Below are 19,139 nucleotides of genomic sequence, written 5' to 3'. Positions count from 1 at the left end.
AAGCGACGCGCCGATGAACAACCCCTCCCGCTCCGGCGCGAGGGGTTTTTCATGCCTGCGACACAATTGTGCACACCCAGGCAGGCGACAAGCGTACCGGGCGCCGCTAACATTTTTTCGAACACTCGGGGGAGACCTTCACTATGACCGCACCGCTCTGGCTGACCGATCCGTTTCGCGCGATGATCGATCCGATTGATCGCGAAACCTTTTTCCGTGACTACCATGAGAAAAAGCCGCTGATCGTGCATCGGGAAGACCCCGGCCGGTATGCAGGCTTGCTGTCGATCGCCCGCATCGACGACATTGTCTCCAGCATAGACCTGCGTGAGGGCACACTGGACATGGCGCGGTCCGAGCCCCAGGTGCAACGCGAAGACTATATGTTCGATACCGGCTATGTGGACCGTGGTGGCGTCGCCAACCAATACCGACAGGGCGCGACCATCATCCTGCCGCAACTCCACATGATGGATGCCGTACTGGGCGAGTTCTGCCGCGCGGTCGAGTCGCTGCTGAGCTGCCACGTTCAGACCAACATCTATCTCACGCCGCCGGACAATCAGGGGTTCAATACCCACTATGACGATCACGATGTGTTCGTCATGCAGATCGAAGGCGAGAAGCTGTGGCGCTTCTACGAAACCCCGGTCGAAAACCCCTACCGGGGAGAGGGTTTCAGACCAGACGCCCACGAAGCCGGCGAGACCGTTGCCGAGTTTGTCCTCAAAGCCGGCGAATGCATCTATGTGCCGCGTGGCCTGATGCACGACGCGCGAACCCATGGCGACACAGCCTCGCTCCACATCACGCTCGGCCTGATCGTAAAGACCTGGGCCGACCTGATGCTCGAAGCCGTTTCAGAAGTCGCCTTGCGTACACCGGCCATGCGGCACTCGCTTCCGCCCGGCTTTGCCCGGCCTGATTTCGACCGGACGGATGCCGAGGCACAGTTCAAGGCCATGGCTGAAATGCTGGCCCGCGAGATGAGCGTCGACGGGGCGATGGACTTCTTTGTCGACAGCTTTATTCGCTCCCGCGTGCCCAATACCCGTGGCGCGATCAGCAACTACCTGGCCCCGGCGACGCCGGGGCAGGCCTTCCGGCTCCGACCATTCGTGCCATGGCGCTTTGCCGGCGATGACAAAGAGAACGTCATCATCACCGCAGGCGGCGAGGTCCGGTTCGCCGCCGAGGCCGAGGCTGGGCTCCACACCCTCCTCGATGGCGGCACGGTGACCGCCGCGAGTTTTGTCGGTCAGGATGAGGCTGCAGCGATTGAAACGCTGGGCAAACTCCACGCGTTCGGACTGGTCGTACCCGTTTGATCATGGCCGGTATTCTCGTCTGGTTATAATTCACAACCCGCGCCTGCCTTGTCTGCAGGATGGTTAAAACCGTACATGCGCCCCTTTGAAGCGGCCTGACGTCCCAGGCCGCAGCTTCACCGGCGGGCCGGCATGCGATTGCGTATTGGAGTGATCACAATCAGTCTTGCAGCGGTCTTCGCTGTCCTGTGGCTGATGTGGCCTTCCCCCATCAACCCGGTCTACTGGGATGAACCGGATCCGCCCGCCATGACCGGCGTGCTCGCTCCCAATTCGGGCTTGCAGTCAGCCCAGTTTTTCGAATTGGGCGATCCGGGTTCGGCGCGTTCCCTCGCGCTGGGCGAGGCAGGCACCGTCTATTACGGCAACACCGTTGGCGAAGTCGTGCGGATAGATACGGCTGGCGCGACCCCGTCTTCCGAGGTGGTCATCGATTTCGGTGAACAGCCCGTGTTCGACCTGGCCTGGATCAATTCCAACACGCTCGGCGCGACCACCCAGGATGGGCTTTTCGCAGTCAATGTAACCACCGGCGCATCGACCCGTGTGAGTGTCGGCGTACCGGGCCACCCATTCGGATATGCCAATGATCTCGCCATAACCAGCCGGGGCGAAATATTCTTCACGGACCCCTCCGTCCTCCTTGGCGACGGCAGGCCTGATCGCGGGCATGTGCTCGACATGTTCGAAAACCGTCCGCACGGCGCGCTGTATGTCTGGGACCCACGTACCCACCAGACCCGGCTCGCGGCAGACAGGCTCTATTTCCCCAACGGGGTCACGGTCGCGTCGGACGGACAGTCGGTCTATGTTTCCGAAACTTTCCGTTATCGTATATTGCGCCACTGGATCGACGGCCCACGGAGCGGTGAAACAGAGGTCTTTGCCAGCAATCTGCCTGGCTTGCCTGACGGTTTGGCGATCGACAGTTCAGGACATTTGTTTGTTGCCATGCCCGCCGGGCGCAGCGCGACCCTGCGCATGATCCGGAGAAACCCGTGGTTGGCCCGGATCACTGCCCGCCTGCCCGCCTGGCTTCGCCCGGATGGCGGCGCACCACATCCGTTCATAGCCGTGCTCGACGAACAGTCCGGCGCGATCATTGCGTCCTTCCATGACCCGGAACAGCGGATCTGCCATGTGTCGAACATGGTCCTCGCCGGGGATCAGGACCTCTGGTTCGGATCGTCTGACTGCAGCTATATCGCCCGGCTTCCGCAGTCAGCGATTCAGGCAGCCCTGCAATCGCCGCGCACGACAGGCCTCGCTGTCAGCGACTGACCGCATCGCCGCCAAGGCCGGTTCAGGCCAGGCTGGCCTCGGCCTGCTCGACGATCGCCGTCGCCGTTATCCCGAAATGTGCGTAGAGGTCGTCGGCCGGGGCGCTCGCCCCGAAGCCGGTCATGCCAACGAACCTGCCCTTGCGACCAATCACCTGGTCCCAACCAAAGCGCAGCGCCGCCTCACAGGCGACCACCGGTATATCGGCGGGGAAGATCTCATCGAGATAAGCTTCACCCTGATCCAGCAACAGGTCGAGGCAGGGAGCGGAGACCACACGGACCTTGCGTCCATTGCCCCGCAATATCCCGGCAGCCTCGACTGCCAGGCAGACTTCCGAGCCGGTACCGACCAGGACAACGTCCGGCGTGCCGGCATCGTCTGACAGGATATAGGCGCCGCGGGAGGACAGATTTTCCGTGCCATCATCAGAACGCAGGAATGGCAGTTTCTGACGGGACAGCGCGAGCACGGACGGTCCGTCAATCCGGCGAAGGGCCAGATCCCAGGCCTCGGCGGTTTCCAGTGCATCGGCCGGACGGAAGACATGCATGTTCGGGATGGCCCGAAGCGACGCCAGGGTTTCAACCGGCTGGTGGGTCGGTCCGTCTTCACCCAACCCGATCGAATCATGGGTCATGACGTAGACTACGGGCTGGTGCATCAGGGATGACAGGCGCATCGACGGGCGGCAATAGTCGGCGAAGACCAGGAAGGTCGCGACATGTGGCCGGAAACCGCCGTGCAGGGACATGCCATTGGCACACGCGGCCATGCCATGCTCTCGCACACCGAAATGGATGTACTGGCCGGCATAGTCGCCGGCTTTCACGATACCGACATCGGGTGTCTTGGTGAGGTTGGACCCGGCAAGGTCCGCCGATCCACCCGCCAGGCTGGGCCAGTCGCCGATGATCGCGGCAAGGGTCTGGCCTGACGCTGCACGCGTGGCCAGAACCGGCTTGTCGGCGGCGACTTTACGGCGCCAGGCGTCGAGCGCTGCGATCTCGGTCTCACCCGGCTCACCGGAAATCTGGGCCACGAAGTCGTCGGCCCGATCCGACCCGGCCAACCGTTCCTGCCAAGCCTGGTGGGCATCGGCCGAACCGGTCGCCCGCCATGCATCCACAATCTCCGCCGGGATCTCGAATGGCGCAGCGGTCCAGCCGAGCGCCGCACGCGTGCCGGCGATCTCTTCGGCGCCAAGCGGCGCGCCATGACTGCCAGCCGTCCCGGCTTTGGTCGGTGCGCCATAGCCGATCGTGGTCCGACAGGCGATCAGGACCGGCTTGTCCGATGAGCGGGCCGCCTGCAGGGCGGCGTCGATGGCAGCCGGGTCATGCCCGTCAATACGCGACACCGCCCAACCGGCAGCATCAAATCGCTCGAGCACGTCTGTGCTCTCGGACAGGTCGGTCGGTCCGTCGATGGAGATTTCATTGTCGTCCCAAAGGACACACAACCGGTTCAGACCGAGATGCCCGGCCAGCGATATCGCTTCGTGGGAAATGCCTTCCTGCAGGTCACCATCCGAGGCGATGACCCAGGTCCGGTGATCGACGAGATCATCCCCATAACGCGCATTCATCATGCGCTCGGCCAACGCCATTCCGACCGACATCGAGATACCCTGCCCCAGCGGCCCGGTTGTCGCTTCCACACCCGGCGTGTGACCGTATTCCGGGTGGCCCGCGGTCAGGCTGTCGAGCTGGCGGAAGTTTTTCAGCTCATCCATGCTGATGTCCTCGAACCCGGCAAGGTGCAGGATCGAATAGAGCAGCATGGAGCCATGACCGGCCGACAGGATGAAGCGGTCACGATCCGCCCAGGCCGGCGCGGCCGGGTCGAATTTCATGTGCTTCGACCACAACACGGTGGCAACGTCGGCCATGCCCATCGGCATGCCGGGATGGCCTGAATTGGCTTGCTGGACCGCGTCCATCGACAGCGCCCGGATGGCATTGGCCATGTCGGACATCGAAACTGGGTTTGAAGGCGTGGTCATGAAGCGTCTCCTGCGCCGGGCCGGTGGCTAGCCGGATATCAGGCCTGTCCTTGCAAGCAAGGCTTTTGTGGAGGCGTCATAGCTGGATATATCGCCGTCCAAAATCCCCTTCGTCAGCACTTTGCCCAGCTCGACACCCCATTGGTCGAACGGATTGATGTCGTACAGGACGCTTTCGACAAAAACCTTGTGTTCATGCAAGGCGATGAGCGCGCCGAACACTGCCGGGGTCAGATCATCCATGAGCAGGCTCGCCGAGGGGCGGTTGCCAGGCATCGACTTGTGACGGGCCAGCTCGGGCTCGCTTGTCGCATCGACCTTGCGTCCATCCAGCAGTGCGGCACCCTGTGCGGCCATGTTGGCAGCGAGCGCCCGCTCCCGCGGATCAGAACTGGAGAAGTGACGGGCCACACCGATGAAATCCACCGGCACAACATCACCGCCCTGATGCAGCCATTGGAAAAAGGAGTGCTGGATCTCGGTGCCATTGCCGCCCCAGACCAGCGCCCCGCCGGGCGTCGGTCCGGGCTGACCGTCCACGGTCACGGACTTGCCGAGTGATTCCATCTCCAGCTGCTGGAAATAGTCTGCCAGCTTGCCGAGCCGGGCCGAATAAGCGGCAACGCACCGTGCAGGATAGCCCATCCCGATCCGGTTCCAGACATCGACCAGTCCCTTGAGAACCGGCATGTTGCGTTCGAGCGGCGCCGAGGCAAAGTGTCTGTCCATCTCCCGCGCACCATCGCGGAACGCCTGGAATACTGACGGACCCATGCCAATCTCGAGCGCCAGACCGACCGCACTCCAGACCGAGTAGCGACCGCCGACCCAGTCGGGAAAGTCAAACACCATCGACGGATCAATGCCGAAGGGCTTCGCCTTTTCCGGAGCCGCCGAGGCCGCCGCAAAATGGGCGCCTGCGCGCGCGGCGCCGACATGGCCCGCCAGCCAGTCACGCGCCGCTTCGCCGGACATCAGGGTTTCCTGGGTCGAAAAGGATTTCGAAGCCACAATGAAAAGGATGGCTGCCGGATCCGCGCCGGCCACCGCGTGTTTCAGATCGCTCGGGTCAAGACTGGCGACAAATCGCAGCTCCGGGCCGCTTTCGGCGTGATCGGCCAATGCATCGGCGACCAGACGCGGGCCGAGGTCCGAGCCGCCAATGCCGATATTGACCACCCGTGAGATCGGCACGCCCGAGGGCGCGTAATCGCCGGACCGGACCCGTTTTGCGAACTCACGGGTCTCGGCCTGCGTCCGGCTTACCACCGCGGCCGCTTCGCTACCGGACAAATCTCCGCCTTCCCGGTACGCCATATGGAGCGCCGGACGGTTTTCGGTAGCGTTCACAATTTTACCCGAAAGCAACGCATCACGCTTGCTTTCAAGCCCGCTCGCGCGAGCGCGGGCGAAGAGAGCTTCAAGCGCGGCCTCGTCCAGACGCTGTTTGGTGGCGTCAAACTCGAGGCCGGCAGCTTTAAGGATCAGCGCCTCGGAGCGACCACCCCCGGCTTCGACCAGCGTGCGAAGGGAGGTGCCGGACAGACGGACGGCATGAGCGTTCAATTCGGTATCGGACACGGGGCTTCCTGCACTCTCAATAGAAAGTGACAACCTATTGGCAGCTACCCGGCTTCACAAGACTTTCGCGGCGCTTTCCACGATGCCGGCATCGGCCTGATGGGCATCCACGACGGCGCCCAGCACATGATAGAGGGTGCTGGCCGGCATGCGATCAGCGACACGATGGCCCGCAGCGTCGATCTGGTCGATCCAGCCTCCCGGAATGGCAGGGTCCAGATGATGCGTGAACAACAGATCACACACCGTTTCCAGTTCGGCAGCGGCAGACGCATGGCCGGCGCGATGGCGCGCTGCCGCGGCGCGCAGCCACTCGGTCTGCATCCAGGTCCGCGAACCCGCGTCGAGAGTCTGGCCATCCGGCCGGACCGTGGCCACCAGGCAACCGGTCTCCCGGCTGCGGCCGATCCCGGTGCCGTGCGCATGCAGGAAATCGAGAATGGTCTCGTCGACACTTGCACCATGGTCACGGTAGGCATGGAGCAGCCAGATCCACTCGACTTCATGACCCGGTTCGACAACCGCGCCGGCCGGATCGGCGGTGACCTGCCAGTCAGCGTCGAAAAATTCGTACAGGACACCGGCCTCACGGTCGAGGAAACGGGTCGAGAACAGCTGGTAGATGGCCTCGATGCGGGTCAGGAAAGCCGCGTCTCCAGTCGCATCATACCAAGCCAGCAATGCTTCGAAGAGGTGCATGTGCGGGTTTTGGCGACGCGGCAGTTGAGCCGCACCGATCGCCTCGGCATAGCCACCCTGTGGCCGGGTCAGGTGGGTGTCGAGATAGATGAGGATTTCATCGGCGAGCTGGCGATAGTGGCTGTCATGGGTGACCCGGTGCAACCATGACAGGGCCAGCAGGATGAAGGCGTGATCGTAGAGGTCGCGTGCCGGGCTTTCGATGTCGCCACTGGCGGTGAGGGTATGAACCCAGCCGGGTGTTCCATCCGGCGCGTGCGCGCGGCGCTCGAGCAATTCGAAGCCCTCGACCGCCAGATCCAGCCCGTCACACCAGCCGGCATGATGGGCCCGCGCGAAAACGTAAATCTGCCGGGCCTGGGTCCGCACACGACGGCTGTCGCCGGTAACCGGCTGGCCATCCAGGCTGAGCGATTCCAGAAAGCCGCCCGAACGCTTGTCCCAGGCGCGCTCTGCCCAGAATGGCAGGGCGGTGTGGACGCCCCATTCCCGCAGTCTCGACGCCCAGTCCGCCATTCGCCCCGCCTGTCAGATGCCCATCAGTCCAGTTTCGCCATATCCTCGTCTGAAATGTCGAAATTGGCGTAAACATTCTGCACGTCGTCGCTGTCTTCCAGCATTTCCATCATTTTCATCAACGTGCCGACCTTGTCGCCGGTCACCTCGATCAGGTTCTGAGGACGCCAGATCAGCTTGGCAGAAGACGGGTCTTCGAAGGTCGCGGACAGGGCGCCGACAACCTCCATCAGGTCCTCGCGGGCGGTGTAGATGACATGTTCGCCTTCATTGTCCTCATCGCCCGGCTCGGCAGCAACGTCTTCGGCGCCGGCCTCGATCGCGGCTTCCATCATCGTGTCTTCGTCGGCCTTGGAGAGCGGATAGCGGATCTCGCCGACATTATCGAACATGAAGGCGACCGAGCCGGTCTCGCCCAGATTGCCGCCATTCTTGGCGAAGGCGGTGCGGACTTCGGCAGCGGCACGGTTCTTGTTGTCGGTCGAGACCTCGACGATCACGCCGGTTCCGGCCGGGCCGAAGCCTTCATAGCGGATGTCTTCATAGGACTCGTCATCACCGCCCGACGCCTTGTCGATCGCGCGCTGGATATTGTCCTTGGGCATCGACTGGCCCTTGGCATTGGAGACAGCGAGACGAAGGCGCGGATTGGCATCAACGTCCGGTCCACCCAGCTTGGCAGCGATGGAGATTTCCTTGGAGAGGCGGGAGAACAGCTTTGAACGCAGCTTGTCCTGACGGCCCTTGCGGTGCTGGATATTGGCCCATTTGGAGTGTCCGGCCATGATCGGGATCCCTGTTCCTGCGGATTCGAGGCGCCTTCCTTACCCAGATTGGACGGCAAACGCCACACCTTGCGCCACATCGGGCGCGTCAACTAAAGCAAATCGCTACGGCCTTCGGCCTTGAGTTGCTCGACCACCGCCTTGATGGCCTGGCTGTCATTGCGGTCTGCGACAAGGACTGCGTCTCCGGTCTGGACCACGACAAGGTCCCGCACACCACACAGGACGACGCGGGCATCGGTCGCGAATCCGAAACATCGACGACTGTCGAGGAAGTCGACATCGCCGGTACCCGCATTGCCGGCCTCGTCCTTGTCACGGATCTGCCAGAGCGCATCGAACGAGCCGACATCGGACCAGCCTATGTCCGCCGGGACAACAGCGGCGCGATCTGTGCCTTCCATCACGGCATAGTCGAACGAGATCGACGGGCAGCGTGCGAAGGCCTGGGCATCGAGATCGAAGCGTGCCCCGTCACTGACACCGTCATTGATCGCCCGGCGAACCGCCAGCAACACATCGGGGCATTGCCGCTCCATCTCTGCGGCTACCGCATCGGGTGCGAACAGAAAAATGCCGGCATTCCAGTAGAACCCGCCGGCGCGCAGAAAGCCCGCCGCGGTCTCCGCGTCCGGTTTCTCGGTGAAGGCCTGCACGTTGTAGCCCGGGCCGCTGGCGTCGCCGCGCCGGATATAACCATACCCCGTATGCGGCTGATCGGGCTCAATGCCGAACGTCACCAGCCGACCGTCACGCGCCAGCGCGCTACCCTGTCCGATGGCGGCCCTGAATGCCGGGACATCCCGAATGAAGTGATCAGCCGGCAGCAGCAGGACCAGGTCGGCGCCATCCGTCGCTGCCGCAAGTTCCGCCGCAGCCGCGGCGACGGCCGCCGTGTTGCGCCCAACCGGTTCGACCACGAAACGGGCGTCAGGAAATGAATTGTCCGCCAGTTGAGCGCGGGCGGTATCGGCCTGCTTGGCATTGAGGATGACCAGCGGCGGCAGGAACTCAATGCCATCACCCTCGCCCGCCACGCGCCGCGCCGTCTCGACCAGCATGCTGGTATCAGAGGTCAGCGCCTGCAGCTGTTTGGGCATGTCCTCGCGGGACAGGGGCCAGAGACGTGTGCCGGATCCACCCGACATGATCACTGGCAGGATACGCGTTGTCATGTCCAGTCTCCCCGCAGCCGCCCGGCTGCCGGGGCGATCAATTGCTCATCGCGCCCCGAAGCGGTTCGGCACGCGTTGCAGGCGGGAAGTTACGCATTGAGAGATAGTTCAACAAGCGCCCCAACATCTGCGCGCTGTCAGTCTGCACAACGCGGATATGGGCCCGGTCATCCTGAAGGTGGGTCGTGAACAGGCAAGCATCGTCTTCGTCGGTTCCGCTTTCACAGGATCGCAGAAACTCGACCATGTGATTGTCGAATACCAAAGCATCCTGCGCGCGCTCAAAGCGGATGGTTTGCTTGAACATCTTTCCCCCTCCCTCCATCGCGCCTGACCGAATTCGACAGGGCGCGCGGACCAATCTCCGGCAAGCCTGCCGCTGATTGCGCCCGAAACACTGTGAACGCCGTCACAGCACTACTGACATTCACGCTAGCGACACGGTGAAGGGGATCAACCGGTTGCAGCGGCGAACCGCACGCTTTGTGTTGCGTCGCAGCAAAATTGTCACATCAAGTCGGGAAGCATTCCGGAAGCTGCCCGCCCAGCCGGATCGGCTCACAACGAAGCGCCAGACCCGTCGCGTCATCGGTCTCGACAAAGACGCCACACAGGGTCGCCTCGCCCGTGGCCGGCTCGAAGCGGGCGGACCGCATCCGGGTCGTGAACCGGCGCATCGGCTCTTCCTTGTCCATCCCGATCACACTGTCATAGTCGCCGCACATGCCGGCATCGGTCTGGTAGGCCGTTCCGCCCGGCAGCACCCGGGCATCAGCGGTCGGGACATGGGTATGCGTGCCGACCACGAGACTGGCCCGCCCGTCACAAAAGGCGCCCATCGCCATTTTCTCGCTGGTGGCCTCGCCATGAAAATCGATGATCGCGGCATCAGCGACCATGCCGAGAGGTGCGGCGGCAAGCTCGCGCTCCACGACGCTGAACGGGTCGTCCAGCGACTCCATGAAGAGATTGCCCATGACGTTCATGACGAAGACGCGCCGCCCGTCCGGCAGGTCATAGAGGTTGGCGCCGGCGCCCGGCGTGGATCCGACCGGGTAGTTGGCCGGTCGCAGCAAGCGCGGCTCGCGGTCGATATAGCTCAGGGTTTCCCGCTGGTCCCAGGCATGATTGCCCAGGGTGAGCACATCGGCGCCCAGTTCGAAAAGCTGATTGCAGATCTTTTCGGTGACGCCAAAACCGGCGGCCGCGTTCTCGGCATTGATGACCACGAACTCCGGCTTCAGAGCCTCGCGCACCCGTGGCAGGTGATCCTCGATCGCACGGCGACCGGACTTGCCGACAATGTCTCCGAAAAAGGCCAGACGCATGAAAAGAGCTCCGTCAGCGGGTTGGCCGACGGATATGGCGCATCATGGCGCGAAAGTCCAAGTCATGACTGATGCGAACAAACTAGGCCGCGCTTTGGACACCTGGCACATAGTCCAGGATCGGAGCCAGACACCGCTCGGCATCGGCCACCGTCCAGCCCTTGCGGGCGGCGTAGTCCTCGACCTGGTCACGCAGGATCCGGCCCACCGCAAAATAGTGACTGTCAGGGTGCGAGAGATAGAGACCGGAGACCGACGAAGCGGGCGTCATCGCGAAGGAATTGGTCAAACCGATCCCCGCCGTCTCCGGGGCATCGAGCAGGCCGAACAGGGTACGCTTTTCGGAATGATCCGGCTGCGACGGGTAGCCGGGAGCCGGGCGGATGCCGGCATAGGCCTCGGCGATCAGCTCGCGATTGGTGAAGCTTTCATCTGGCGCATAGCCCCAGTGATCGCGGCGCACGCGCGCATGCAGCCACTCGGCCGCGGCTTCGGCAATGCGGTCGGACAAGGCCTTGAACAGGATGGCGTTATAGTCGTCCTTGTCCGCTTCGAAACGGGCAACCAGATCGGGATTGTCACCAGCGGTCACGGCGAAACCGCCGATCCAGTCCTCATGACCGGTCGGGGCCAGGAAATCGAACTGGCACAGTTGGGCGCGGTCATTGTCCTTCGCCGCCTGCTGACGCAGACCATAAAAGCGCGCCAGCTCGCTGGTCCGCGTCTCGTCAGTAAAAAGGACCGCATCATCGCCGACCCGGTTGGCGGGCCAGAAACCAACCACCGCGCGCGGCGCCAGCCAGTCTTCCTCGACAATGCGCGCCAGCATCGCCTGGGCATCAGCGAACAGGGAACGCGCCGCCTCCCCCCGTCGCGGGTCATCCAGGATCGCCGGATAACTGCCTTTCAGTTCCCAGGTGAAAAAGAAAGGCGTCCAGTCGATATAGCCGATCAGCTCCGACACGGTCGGTGTGAGCGTTGTGAGACCAAGCTTGGCCGGGCGCGGCGGAACATGGCTGTTCCAGTCGCACTGCCACGCCTTCGCCCGGGCCTGTTCGAGCGGCAGGCGGGCCTTGGCCGATCGGGCCGCCAGGCGGCGCTCGCGGATCCGCGCCAGGTCAGCCTTGACCTCGCCGGCATAGTCCTCGCGTTGATCGGACAGGAGTTTCGACACCACCCCCACAGCCCGACTGGCGTCCAGCACATGGATGACAGGTGCCACATTGATCGCCGGATCGATCTTCACCGCCGTGTGAGCCGGACTGGTCGTCGCCCCGCCGATCAGCAGCGGGATATCGACCTGCAGACGCTCCATCTCCGAGGCCACAAAGACCATCTCGTCGAGAGACGGGGTGATCAGGCCGGACAGCCCGATGACATCAGCCCCTTCGTCCCGCGCGGTTTGGAGAATTTTCTCACACGACACCATCACGCCGAGATCAACAACGTCATAGCCGTTACACTGGAGCACCACGCCGACAATGTTCTTGCCGATATCGTGGACATCACCCTTTACGGTCGCCATCACGATCTTGCCGTTCGATTTGCCCTCATCGCCGGTGAGCGCCTTCTCCTCCTCCATGAAGGGGATGAGATGGGCGACGGCCTGCTTCATCACCCGGGCCGACTTGACGACCTGAGGCAGAAACATCCGGCCATCACCGAACAGGTCGCCGACGACATTCATGCCGTCCATCAACGGTCCCTCGATGACATGCAGTGGCCGGTCGAAGGATTGGCGGGCCTCCTCGGTGTCATCGACGATGAATTCGTTGATGCCGTGCACGAGGGCATGACGGATCCGGTCAGCAACGGGGGCCTCGCGCCATTTCAGGTCACGGACCTTGGCCGGACCGGCACCCTGGCCACGATAGCGTTCGGCGGCCTCGAGCAGGCGATCGGTCCCGTCGTCGCTACGATTGAGGATGACATCCTCGACCAGCTCACGCAGCTCCGGCTCGATATCGTCATAGATGTCGAGCTGGCCGGCATTGACGATCCCCATATCCATACCCGCCTTGATGGCGTGATAGAGAAAGACCGAATGCATCGCCCGTCGCACGGTCTCGTTGCCGCGGAAGGAAAAGGAGATGTTCGACAGCCCGCCCGAGACATGACAGCCAGGCAGGTTTTCGCGAATGCGCCGGGTCGCCTCGATGAAATCGACCGCGTAATTGTTGTGCTCCTCGATCCCGGTCGCGACGGCGAAAATATTGGGATCGAAGATGATGTCTTCCGCCGGGAAGCCGATCTCGTCGACCAGTATCTTGTAAGCCCGCTCGCAGATTTCATACTTGCGCGCGGCCGTGTCTGCCTGGCCGGTTTCGTCGAACGCCATCACGACGACAGCCGCACCATAGGCCAGGCATTTGCCGGCCTGTTCGCGGAACTGGGCCTCGCCCTCCTTGAGGCTGATCGAGTTGACGATCGCCTTGCCCTGCGTGTTCTGGAGACCGGCCTCGATCACCTCCCATTTCGAACTGTCGACCATGACCGGCACGCGGGCCACATCGGGCTCACCGGCGATCAGGCGCATGAAGCGGGTCATCGCCTCGACACTGTCAAGCAGGCCCTCATCCATGTTCACATCGATGATCTGGGCGCCGTTCTCGACCTGCTGCCGGGCGACAGACACGGCTTCGGCGTAATCGCCCTCGGTGATCAGTTTGCGGAAACGGGCCGAGCCGGTGACATTGGTACGCTCGCCGACATTGACGAAGCTGGGGATTGAAACGGACATTGGATCGGGCCTCAGGACGCCAGTTCGAACGGCTCGAGGCCGGACAGCATCATCGCGCTCTTGTGTTTGACAGGCTGACGGGGCGACGCCGATTTCGCCGCGGCTGCGATGGCCCGGATATGATCGGGCGTGGTGCCGCAGCAACCACCGACAATATTGACCAGGCCGGATGACGCCCACTCGCCCAGATGCCCGGCGGTCTGGTTCGGCGTCTCGTCATACTCGCCCATGTCATTGGGCAGGCCGGCATTGGGATAGGCGATGATGCGGGTGTCGGCGATGCGAGCCAGCTCACTGACATAGGGCCGCATCTCGTCAGCCCCCAGCGCGCAATTCAGACCGACAGCCCAGGGCCGGGCGTGGCGAACCGAATACCAGAATGCCGATGCCGTCTGCCCCGACAGGGTCCGTCCGGACCGGTCGGTGATGGTGCCGGAAATGATGATCGGGATCGCCTCGCCGGTTTCGGCCCGCAGATCAAGCAGCGCCTTGATCGCGGCCTTGGCGTTGAGCGTGTCGAAAATCGTCTCGATCAGGAAGAAATCGACGTAAGGCGCCATCGCACCCGCTTGCTCGAAATAGGCCTGGCGAACCGTCTCGAAGTCGACATCGCGATAGCCGGGATCATTGACCTGCGGCGAAATCGACAAGGTCTTGTTGGTCGGTCCGATCGCCCCGGCAACGCCTCGGACCGTCCCGGTCCGGCCTGCCACCTCGTCCGCCGCTTCACGGGCCAGACGCGCGCCTTCGCGGGCAATATCAACGGCGACTGACTGCATGTCGTAATCGGCCTGGGCGATGGTGGTGGCCGAGAATGTATTGGTCTCGACGATGTCGGCACCGGCCTCGAAATAGGCGCGGTGGATCGCCTTGACCGCGTCCGGCGCGGACAGGTTGAGGATGTCGTTGTTGCCCTGGATGGGACAATGCCAGTCGGCGAAACGCGCCCCGCGATAGCCGGCCTCGTCCAGTTTCAGGTCCTGGATCTGCGTGCCCATCGCGCCATCGAGGATCAGGATGTGCTCGCGAGCCTTGGCGCCCAGGGCAGCAATGCGATCAATGCGCGTCATGATGCGACCGCCTGGAGTTCGCGATCACCCGCCTTCACGCCCAGGAGCTGGCAGGTCGACAGCGCCAGCTCGGCCCGGTTGAGGGTGTAGAAATGGAAGCCATCGACACCACCATTGCGCAGCTTGCCGCACAGCTTGGCAGCGACGTGCGCTGTCACCAGCTGACGGGTCCCGGCGTCCTGGTCGAGACCTTCATAGGCCTCGTGCAGCCATTTCGGCAGGCTGGCGCCGCACAGGCCGGCGATCCGCTTGAGGCCATTGAAATTGGGTTGCAGCATGATGCCAGGCACGATCGGTATGGTGATTCCGGCGGCCCGGGCCCGATCGCGAAAACGGAAATACACATCGGCATCAAAGAAAAACTGCGTGATCGCCCGGGTGGCTCCGGCGTCGATCTTGGCTTTCAGCAGATCAATGTCGAAATCGGCATTCGGGCTCTCCGGATGGATCTCGGGATAGCAGCCGACCGAGATTTCGAAATCACCGATGTCGGAAATACCGCGTGCGAGTTCGGCAGCATTGGCGTAGCCGCCCGCAGGGGGCACATAGCTTCCCCCGATCGCGTCAGGCGGATCACCGCGCAACGCCACGATGTGACGCACGCCGGAATTCCAATAGTCACGGATGACGCCATCGACTTCAGCTTTGCTGGCATTGACACAAGTCAGATGGGCGGCCGGCGGGATCGAGGTTTCCTCGACGATCCTGTGGACGGTGCGGTGGGTCCGGTCTCGGGTTGATCCACCGGCGCCATAAGTCACGGATACAAAGTCCGGACGCAGCGGCTCGAGACGCGAGATGGACTCCCACAGTGTCGCTTCCATCGCATCGGTTTTCGGCGGGAAAAACTCGAACGAGACGGACAATCCATCCGGCTTCCGCGCTGCCTGGCCGTGCTCACCCATGGGACACCTTTACCCGCTGCTGCTCTGGCGCAGGGCCCTCGAGGGCCACCTCGCACCGCGACATCACAATCACATCAGGACATAAAGATATCTTTATATGATATGATTGGCTAGGGGTGATCTGGTTGTTTAGACAGCGCCGCCTATATGGGTTGGTGAAATTTTCTTCAAAGCGGACCAGACTTGCATCCGCCCGTCACATCTGGTCTACCCGACGATATAAAGATTTCCTTATATGAGGATTCCACAGTGAGCCGTTCTTCCTACATCTTCACGTCCGAAAGCGTTTCCGAAGGCCATCCGGACAAGGTGTGCGACCGCATCTCCGACACGATTGTCGACTTGTTTCTGGGCAAGGACCCGGAGGCCCGTGTCGCTTGCGAAACCCTGACCACGACCAACCAGATCGTGTTGGCGGGTGAAGTCCGCTGCGCGGCACCGATCGACGATGCAGAGATCGAAGCCGCCGCGCGCGAAGCGGTTCGTGACATCGGCTACGAGCAGGACGGCTTTCACTGGAAGACAGCAACGCTTCAAAACTTCCTGCACGAGCAATCCGTTCACATCGCCCAGGGCGTCGATGCCAGCGGCGACAAGGATGAAGGCGCGGGCGACCAGGGGATCATGTTCGGCTATGCCTCTGACGAGACGCCGCAACTCATGCCGGCGCCGATCACCTATTCGCACCAGATCCTCAAGCGCATGGCCGAGCTGCGCAAATCCGGTGCCCGGCCGGAATTCGAACCGGATGCCAAGTCGCAGGTCACCATGCGCTATGAAAATGGCGTGCCCGCCGGTGTCACCTCGGTCGTCGTCTCGACCCAGCACAAGGACGGGCTGACCCAGGACGATATCCGCGAACTGGTGCGCCCGGTCGTGGCTGACGTCCTGCCCGATGGCTGGTTTCCGCCGGAAGACGAGTTTTACGTCAACCCGACCGGCACCTTCGTAATCGGTGGCCCGGACGGTGATGCCGGTCTGACCGGTCGCAAGATCATCGTCGACACCTATGGCGGGGCCGCGCCGCATGGCGGCGGCGCCTTCTCCGGCAAGGACCCGACCAAGGTCGACCGTTCGGCCGCCTATGCCTGCCGCTGGCTGGCCAAGAATGTCGTCGCCGCCGGGCTGGCCAAGCGCTGCACCATCCAGGTCTCCTACGCGATCGGTGTCTCCAAGCCGCTCTCGCTCTATGTCGACCTGCACGGCACCGGCCGCGTCGACGAGGCCAAGCTGGAGGACGCACTGCGCCAGCTGGCTGACCTCTCACCGCGTGGCATCCGCACCCGGCTGCAATTGAACAAGCCGATCTATGCCCGCACCGCTGCCTACGGACATTTCGGCCGCACGCCGACCGAGGATGGTGGTTTCTCCTGGGAGCGGACCGATCTGGCCGACGAGCTTCGCTCGCTCCTCTGATCCTGATATGCACGGCGCTCAATCGCTTCGCCCTGCCACTTTACGAACGCCGAACAGAAGGACCTGATGGTCATGACGCAATTTGCTGCGGACAAACCCTATATCGTCAAGGACATGTCGCTGGCCAAATGGGGCCGGATCGAGTTCGACATGGCCGAGATTGAAATGCCAGGCCTGATGGCGCTGCGCGAAGAGTACAAGGACAGCCAGCCGCTCAAGGGCGCGCGCATCGCCGGCTCGCTGCACATGACCGTGCAGACCGCGATCCTGATCGAGACCCTCACCGCGCTGGGCGCAGAAGTCCGCTGGGCCTCGTGCAACATCTTCTCGACCCAGGACCACGCTGCCGCGGCGATTGCGGAAACCGGCGTGCCGGTCTTCGCCACCAAGGGTGAGACGCTGGAAGAATACTGGGATTATGCCGACGCCATCTTCCATTGGCCGAACGGCGAGACCGCCAACATGATCCTCGACGATGGCGGCGATGCCACCATGTATCTGATCCTTGGCGAGAAGGCGGAAAACGACCCGTCCATCCTCAACCACCCCAAGTCCGAGGAAGAAACCTTCCTGTTTGCGCAGATCAAGAAGCGCATTGCCGCGACCCCGGGCTGGTTCGCCAAGGCCAAGGCCGCCATCCAGGGCGTGTCCGAAGAGACCACCACCGGCGTCATGCGTCTCTACCAGATGCAAAAGCGCGGCGAACTGCCCTTCCCGGCGATCAACGTCAATGACAGCGTCACCAAGTCGAAATTCGACAACCGCTATGGCTGCCGCGAAAGCCTGGTCGACGCCATCCGCCGCGGCACCGACGTGATGATGGCCGGCAAGAAGGCCCTGGTCTTCGGCTATGGCGATGTCGGCAAGGGCTCGGCGGAATCGCTGGCGGGTGCCGGTGCCCGTGTCTATGTGACCGAGATTGACCCGATCTGCGCCCTGCAGGCCTGCATGGACGGTTTCGAAGTCGTCCGGGCCGAGGACGTGATCGGCGAGATGGACATCTTCGTCACCGCGACCGGCAACAAGGACATCCTCACCGTCGACCACATGCGCGCCATGAAGGACATGGCGATCGTCTGCAATATCGGCCATTTCGACAATGAAATTCAGGTCGAGAGCCTGAAGAACTACCAGTGGACCAATGTGAAGCCGCAGGTCGATCTGGTGAACTTCCCGGAAGGCCACCGCATCATCCTGCTGTCGGAAGGCCGCCTCGTGAACCTGGGCAATGCCACCGGCCATCCGAGCTTCGTAATGTCGGCCAGCTTCACCAACCAGACGCTGGCCCAGATCGAGCTGTGGACCAAGGGCGAGAACTACACCAACGAGGTCTACATCCTGCCCAAGCATCTCGACGAGAAGGTCGCGGCCCTGCACCTCGACAAGCTCGGCGCCAAGCTGACCGTGCTGTCGGAAGAGCAGGCCGACTATATCGGCGTGCCCCAGCACGGCCCGTTCAAGGCCGAGCACTACCGCTACTAGGACGACGCACCCGAACAAGGAAGGGGCGCCTTGCCAGCCGGCGAGGCGCCCTTTTTTATCACTCGTGACGCAGAGCGGGGAATCGTCCAGTCTCGCGGTGGGGGAACCGTCATGACATTGAACGATGCCTATCTGATTTCGCAGATCGTCGCGGTCCTCCTGGTCGGGCCGACACTGCTATACTTGGCCCTGCAAGTCCGCCAGAACACCAAGCAATTGCAGGCCGCCGCGCGCTACCAGTTTGTCGAAGCGACAGGGCAGATGCATTCGCTGACAGTGGGCAGCAAGCCGACCGCTTCAATGTTCAGACGCGGCATCGAGTCCTACGCCCAGCTCGACCCGGACGAGCGGCTGCAGTTTAGTATCCTCATCGGGCACTTTCTACAGATCTACAGCGTCATGTTCGAGCTGCACGCCGACGGCCTGTTGCCAAAGAGCCAATGGCATGCCGTCCTCAAGGACCTCGAATTCATCCTCAACTGCGATGGCGGCAGAGAGATCTGGGAATCGTTCGGCAGGGTTGGCTTGTCACCGGACTTCGTCGCTTACGCGGACGCCATTTTTCACGAAACACCCGGCTCCTACAAACTCTAGCATCAACAGCGCGCCAGACCGCCCGAGCCGCCAGCGGCGTTGGCAGGTCGGCGCGCGCTGAGCCCCAATGCGGCGGGCTGTGGCAGGCGGTGGCAACCAGACGCGTAGCCCGTGTGAGGCCATACACCTGCGTCTTCGGCCGCGATTGCGCCAAAGGATGGGAGGGAACGGGATGTCGGCGGACACCGGGGTGTCCTGGTGGTGGTCTGCGGTGTCCGTGATGTCCTCGACATC

Annotated in this window: 15 protein-coding genes; 5 read left to right on the top strand and 10 right to left on the bottom strand. The window is 62.7% G+C overall.

The window, feature by feature from the left end:
• Positions 1-143 precede the first annotated feature (143 nt).
• Positions 144-1,328, top strand: a complete 1,185-nt coding sequence (locus ACN0X9_RS10350; RefSeq protein ID WP_417487521.1) for a cupin domain-containing protein — start codon at positions 144-146, stop codon at positions 1,326-1,328.
• Positions 1,329-1,460: 132 nt separating this feature from the next.
• Positions 1,461-2,609 (top strand): SMP-30/gluconolactonase/LRE family protein, encoded by a 1,149-nt coding sequence (locus tag ACN0X9_RS10345; RefSeq protein WP_417487520.1) that lies wholly within the window; start codon positions 1,461-1,463, stop codon positions 2,607-2,609.
• Between the two features lie 22 nt (positions 2,610-2,631).
• Here ACN0X9_RS10345 and tkt read toward each other — a convergent pair whose 3' ends face one another.
• The 10 genes from tkt to metF form a co-directional block, all read right to left on the bottom strand.
• Complete coding sequence (gene tkt / locus ACN0X9_RS10340) at positions 2,632-4,614, bottom strand: transketolase (RefSeq protein WP_417487519.1); 1,983 nt, start codon at positions 4,612-4,614, stop codon at positions 2,632-2,634.
• Between the two features lie 27 nt (positions 4,615-4,641).
• On the bottom strand, positions 4,642-6,195 hold the full coding sequence (gene pgi, locus ACN0X9_RS10335) for a glucose-6-phosphate isomerase (RefSeq protein WP_417487518.1): 1,554 nt from the start codon (positions 6,193-6,195) through the stop codon (positions 4,642-4,644).
• Between the two features lie 54 nt (positions 6,196-6,249).
• A complete protein-coding gene (locus tag ACN0X9_RS10330) occupies positions 6,250-7,410 on the bottom strand; it encodes an AGE family epimerase/isomerase (RefSeq protein WP_417487517.1) in 1,161 nt (386 codons plus the stop codon).
• A gap of 23 nt (positions 7,411-7,433) precedes the next feature.
• Entirely contained in the window at positions 7,434-8,195 is a 762-nt protein-coding gene (locus ACN0X9_RS10325; protein WP_417487516.1) for a YebC/PmpR family DNA-binding transcriptional regulator, read from the bottom strand.
• A gap of 92 nt (positions 8,196-8,287) precedes the next feature.
• Positions 8,288-9,370, bottom strand: coding sequence for a mannose-1-phosphate guanylyltransferase/mannose-6-phosphate isomerase (locus ACN0X9_RS10320; RefSeq protein ID WP_417487515.1), 1,083 nt, complete (start codon positions 9,368-9,370; stop codon positions 8,288-8,290).
• A 37-nt stretch (positions 9,371-9,407) separates the two neighbouring features.
• Positions 9,408-9,677 (bottom strand): hypothetical protein, encoded by a 270-nt coding sequence (locus ACN0X9_RS10315; RefSeq protein ID WP_417487514.1) that lies wholly within the window; start codon positions 9,675-9,677, stop codon positions 9,408-9,410.
• A gap of 205 nt (positions 9,678-9,882) precedes the next feature.
• Positions 9,883-10,698 carry a TIGR00282 family metallophosphoesterase gene (locus ACN0X9_RS10310; RefSeq protein ID WP_417487513.1) on the bottom strand — a complete coding sequence of 272 codons (816 nt, stop codon included), beginning with the start codon at positions 10,696-10,698 and terminating at the stop codon, positions 9,883-9,885.
• Positions 10,699-10,780: 82 nt separating this feature from the next.
• Positions 10,781-13,438, bottom strand: coding sequence for a methionine synthase (gene metH / locus ACN0X9_RS10305; RefSeq protein ID WP_417487512.1), 2,658 nt, complete (start codon positions 13,436-13,438; stop codon positions 10,781-10,783).
• 11 nt (positions 13,439-13,449) lie between these two features.
• Entirely contained in the window at positions 13,450-14,508 is a 1,059-nt protein-coding gene (locus ACN0X9_RS10300) for a homocysteine S-methyltransferase family protein (protein ID WP_417487511.1), read from the bottom strand.
• Complete coding sequence (gene metF, locus ACN0X9_RS10295) at positions 14,505-15,413, bottom strand: methylenetetrahydrofolate reductase [NAD(P)H] (protein WP_417478924.1); 909 nt, start codon at positions 15,411-15,413, stop codon at positions 14,505-14,507. The genes ACN0X9_RS10300 and metF overlap by 4 nt, the downstream gene beginning before the upstream one ends.
• Before the next feature lie 249 nt (positions 15,414-15,662).
• On the opposite strand from metF, the gene metK reads away from it, so the two are divergent.
• From metK to ACN0X9_RS10280, 3 genes are all read left to right on the top strand, one after another.
• Positions 15,663-16,829, top strand: coding sequence for a methionine adenosyltransferase (metK, locus tag ACN0X9_RS10290; RefSeq protein ID WP_417487510.1), 1,167 nt, complete (start codon positions 15,663-15,665; stop codon positions 16,827-16,829).
• Between the two features lie 72 nt (positions 16,830-16,901).
• Positions 16,902-18,311 (top strand): adenosylhomocysteinase, encoded by a 1,410-nt coding sequence (ahcY, locus tag ACN0X9_RS10285; RefSeq protein WP_323761766.1) that lies wholly within the window; start codon positions 16,902-16,904, stop codon positions 18,309-18,311.
• A 111-nt stretch (positions 18,312-18,422) separates the two neighbouring features.
• The gene (locus ACN0X9_RS10280) at positions 18,423-18,905 is read left to right on the top strand and encodes a hypothetical protein (RefSeq protein ID WP_417487509.1); all 483 of its coding nucleotides are present in this window, start codon (positions 18,423-18,425) and stop codon (positions 18,903-18,905) included.
• Positions 18,906-19,139: the final 234 nt, after the last annotated feature.

The organism is Maricaulis sp. (assembly GCF_048268525.1).
Lineage (GTDB): Bacteria > Pseudomonadota > Alphaproteobacteria > Caulobacterales > Maricaulaceae > Maricaulis.
Note: the sequence above shows the minus strand (reverse complement) of the source record. Positions and strands in the feature narration are given on the sequence as shown.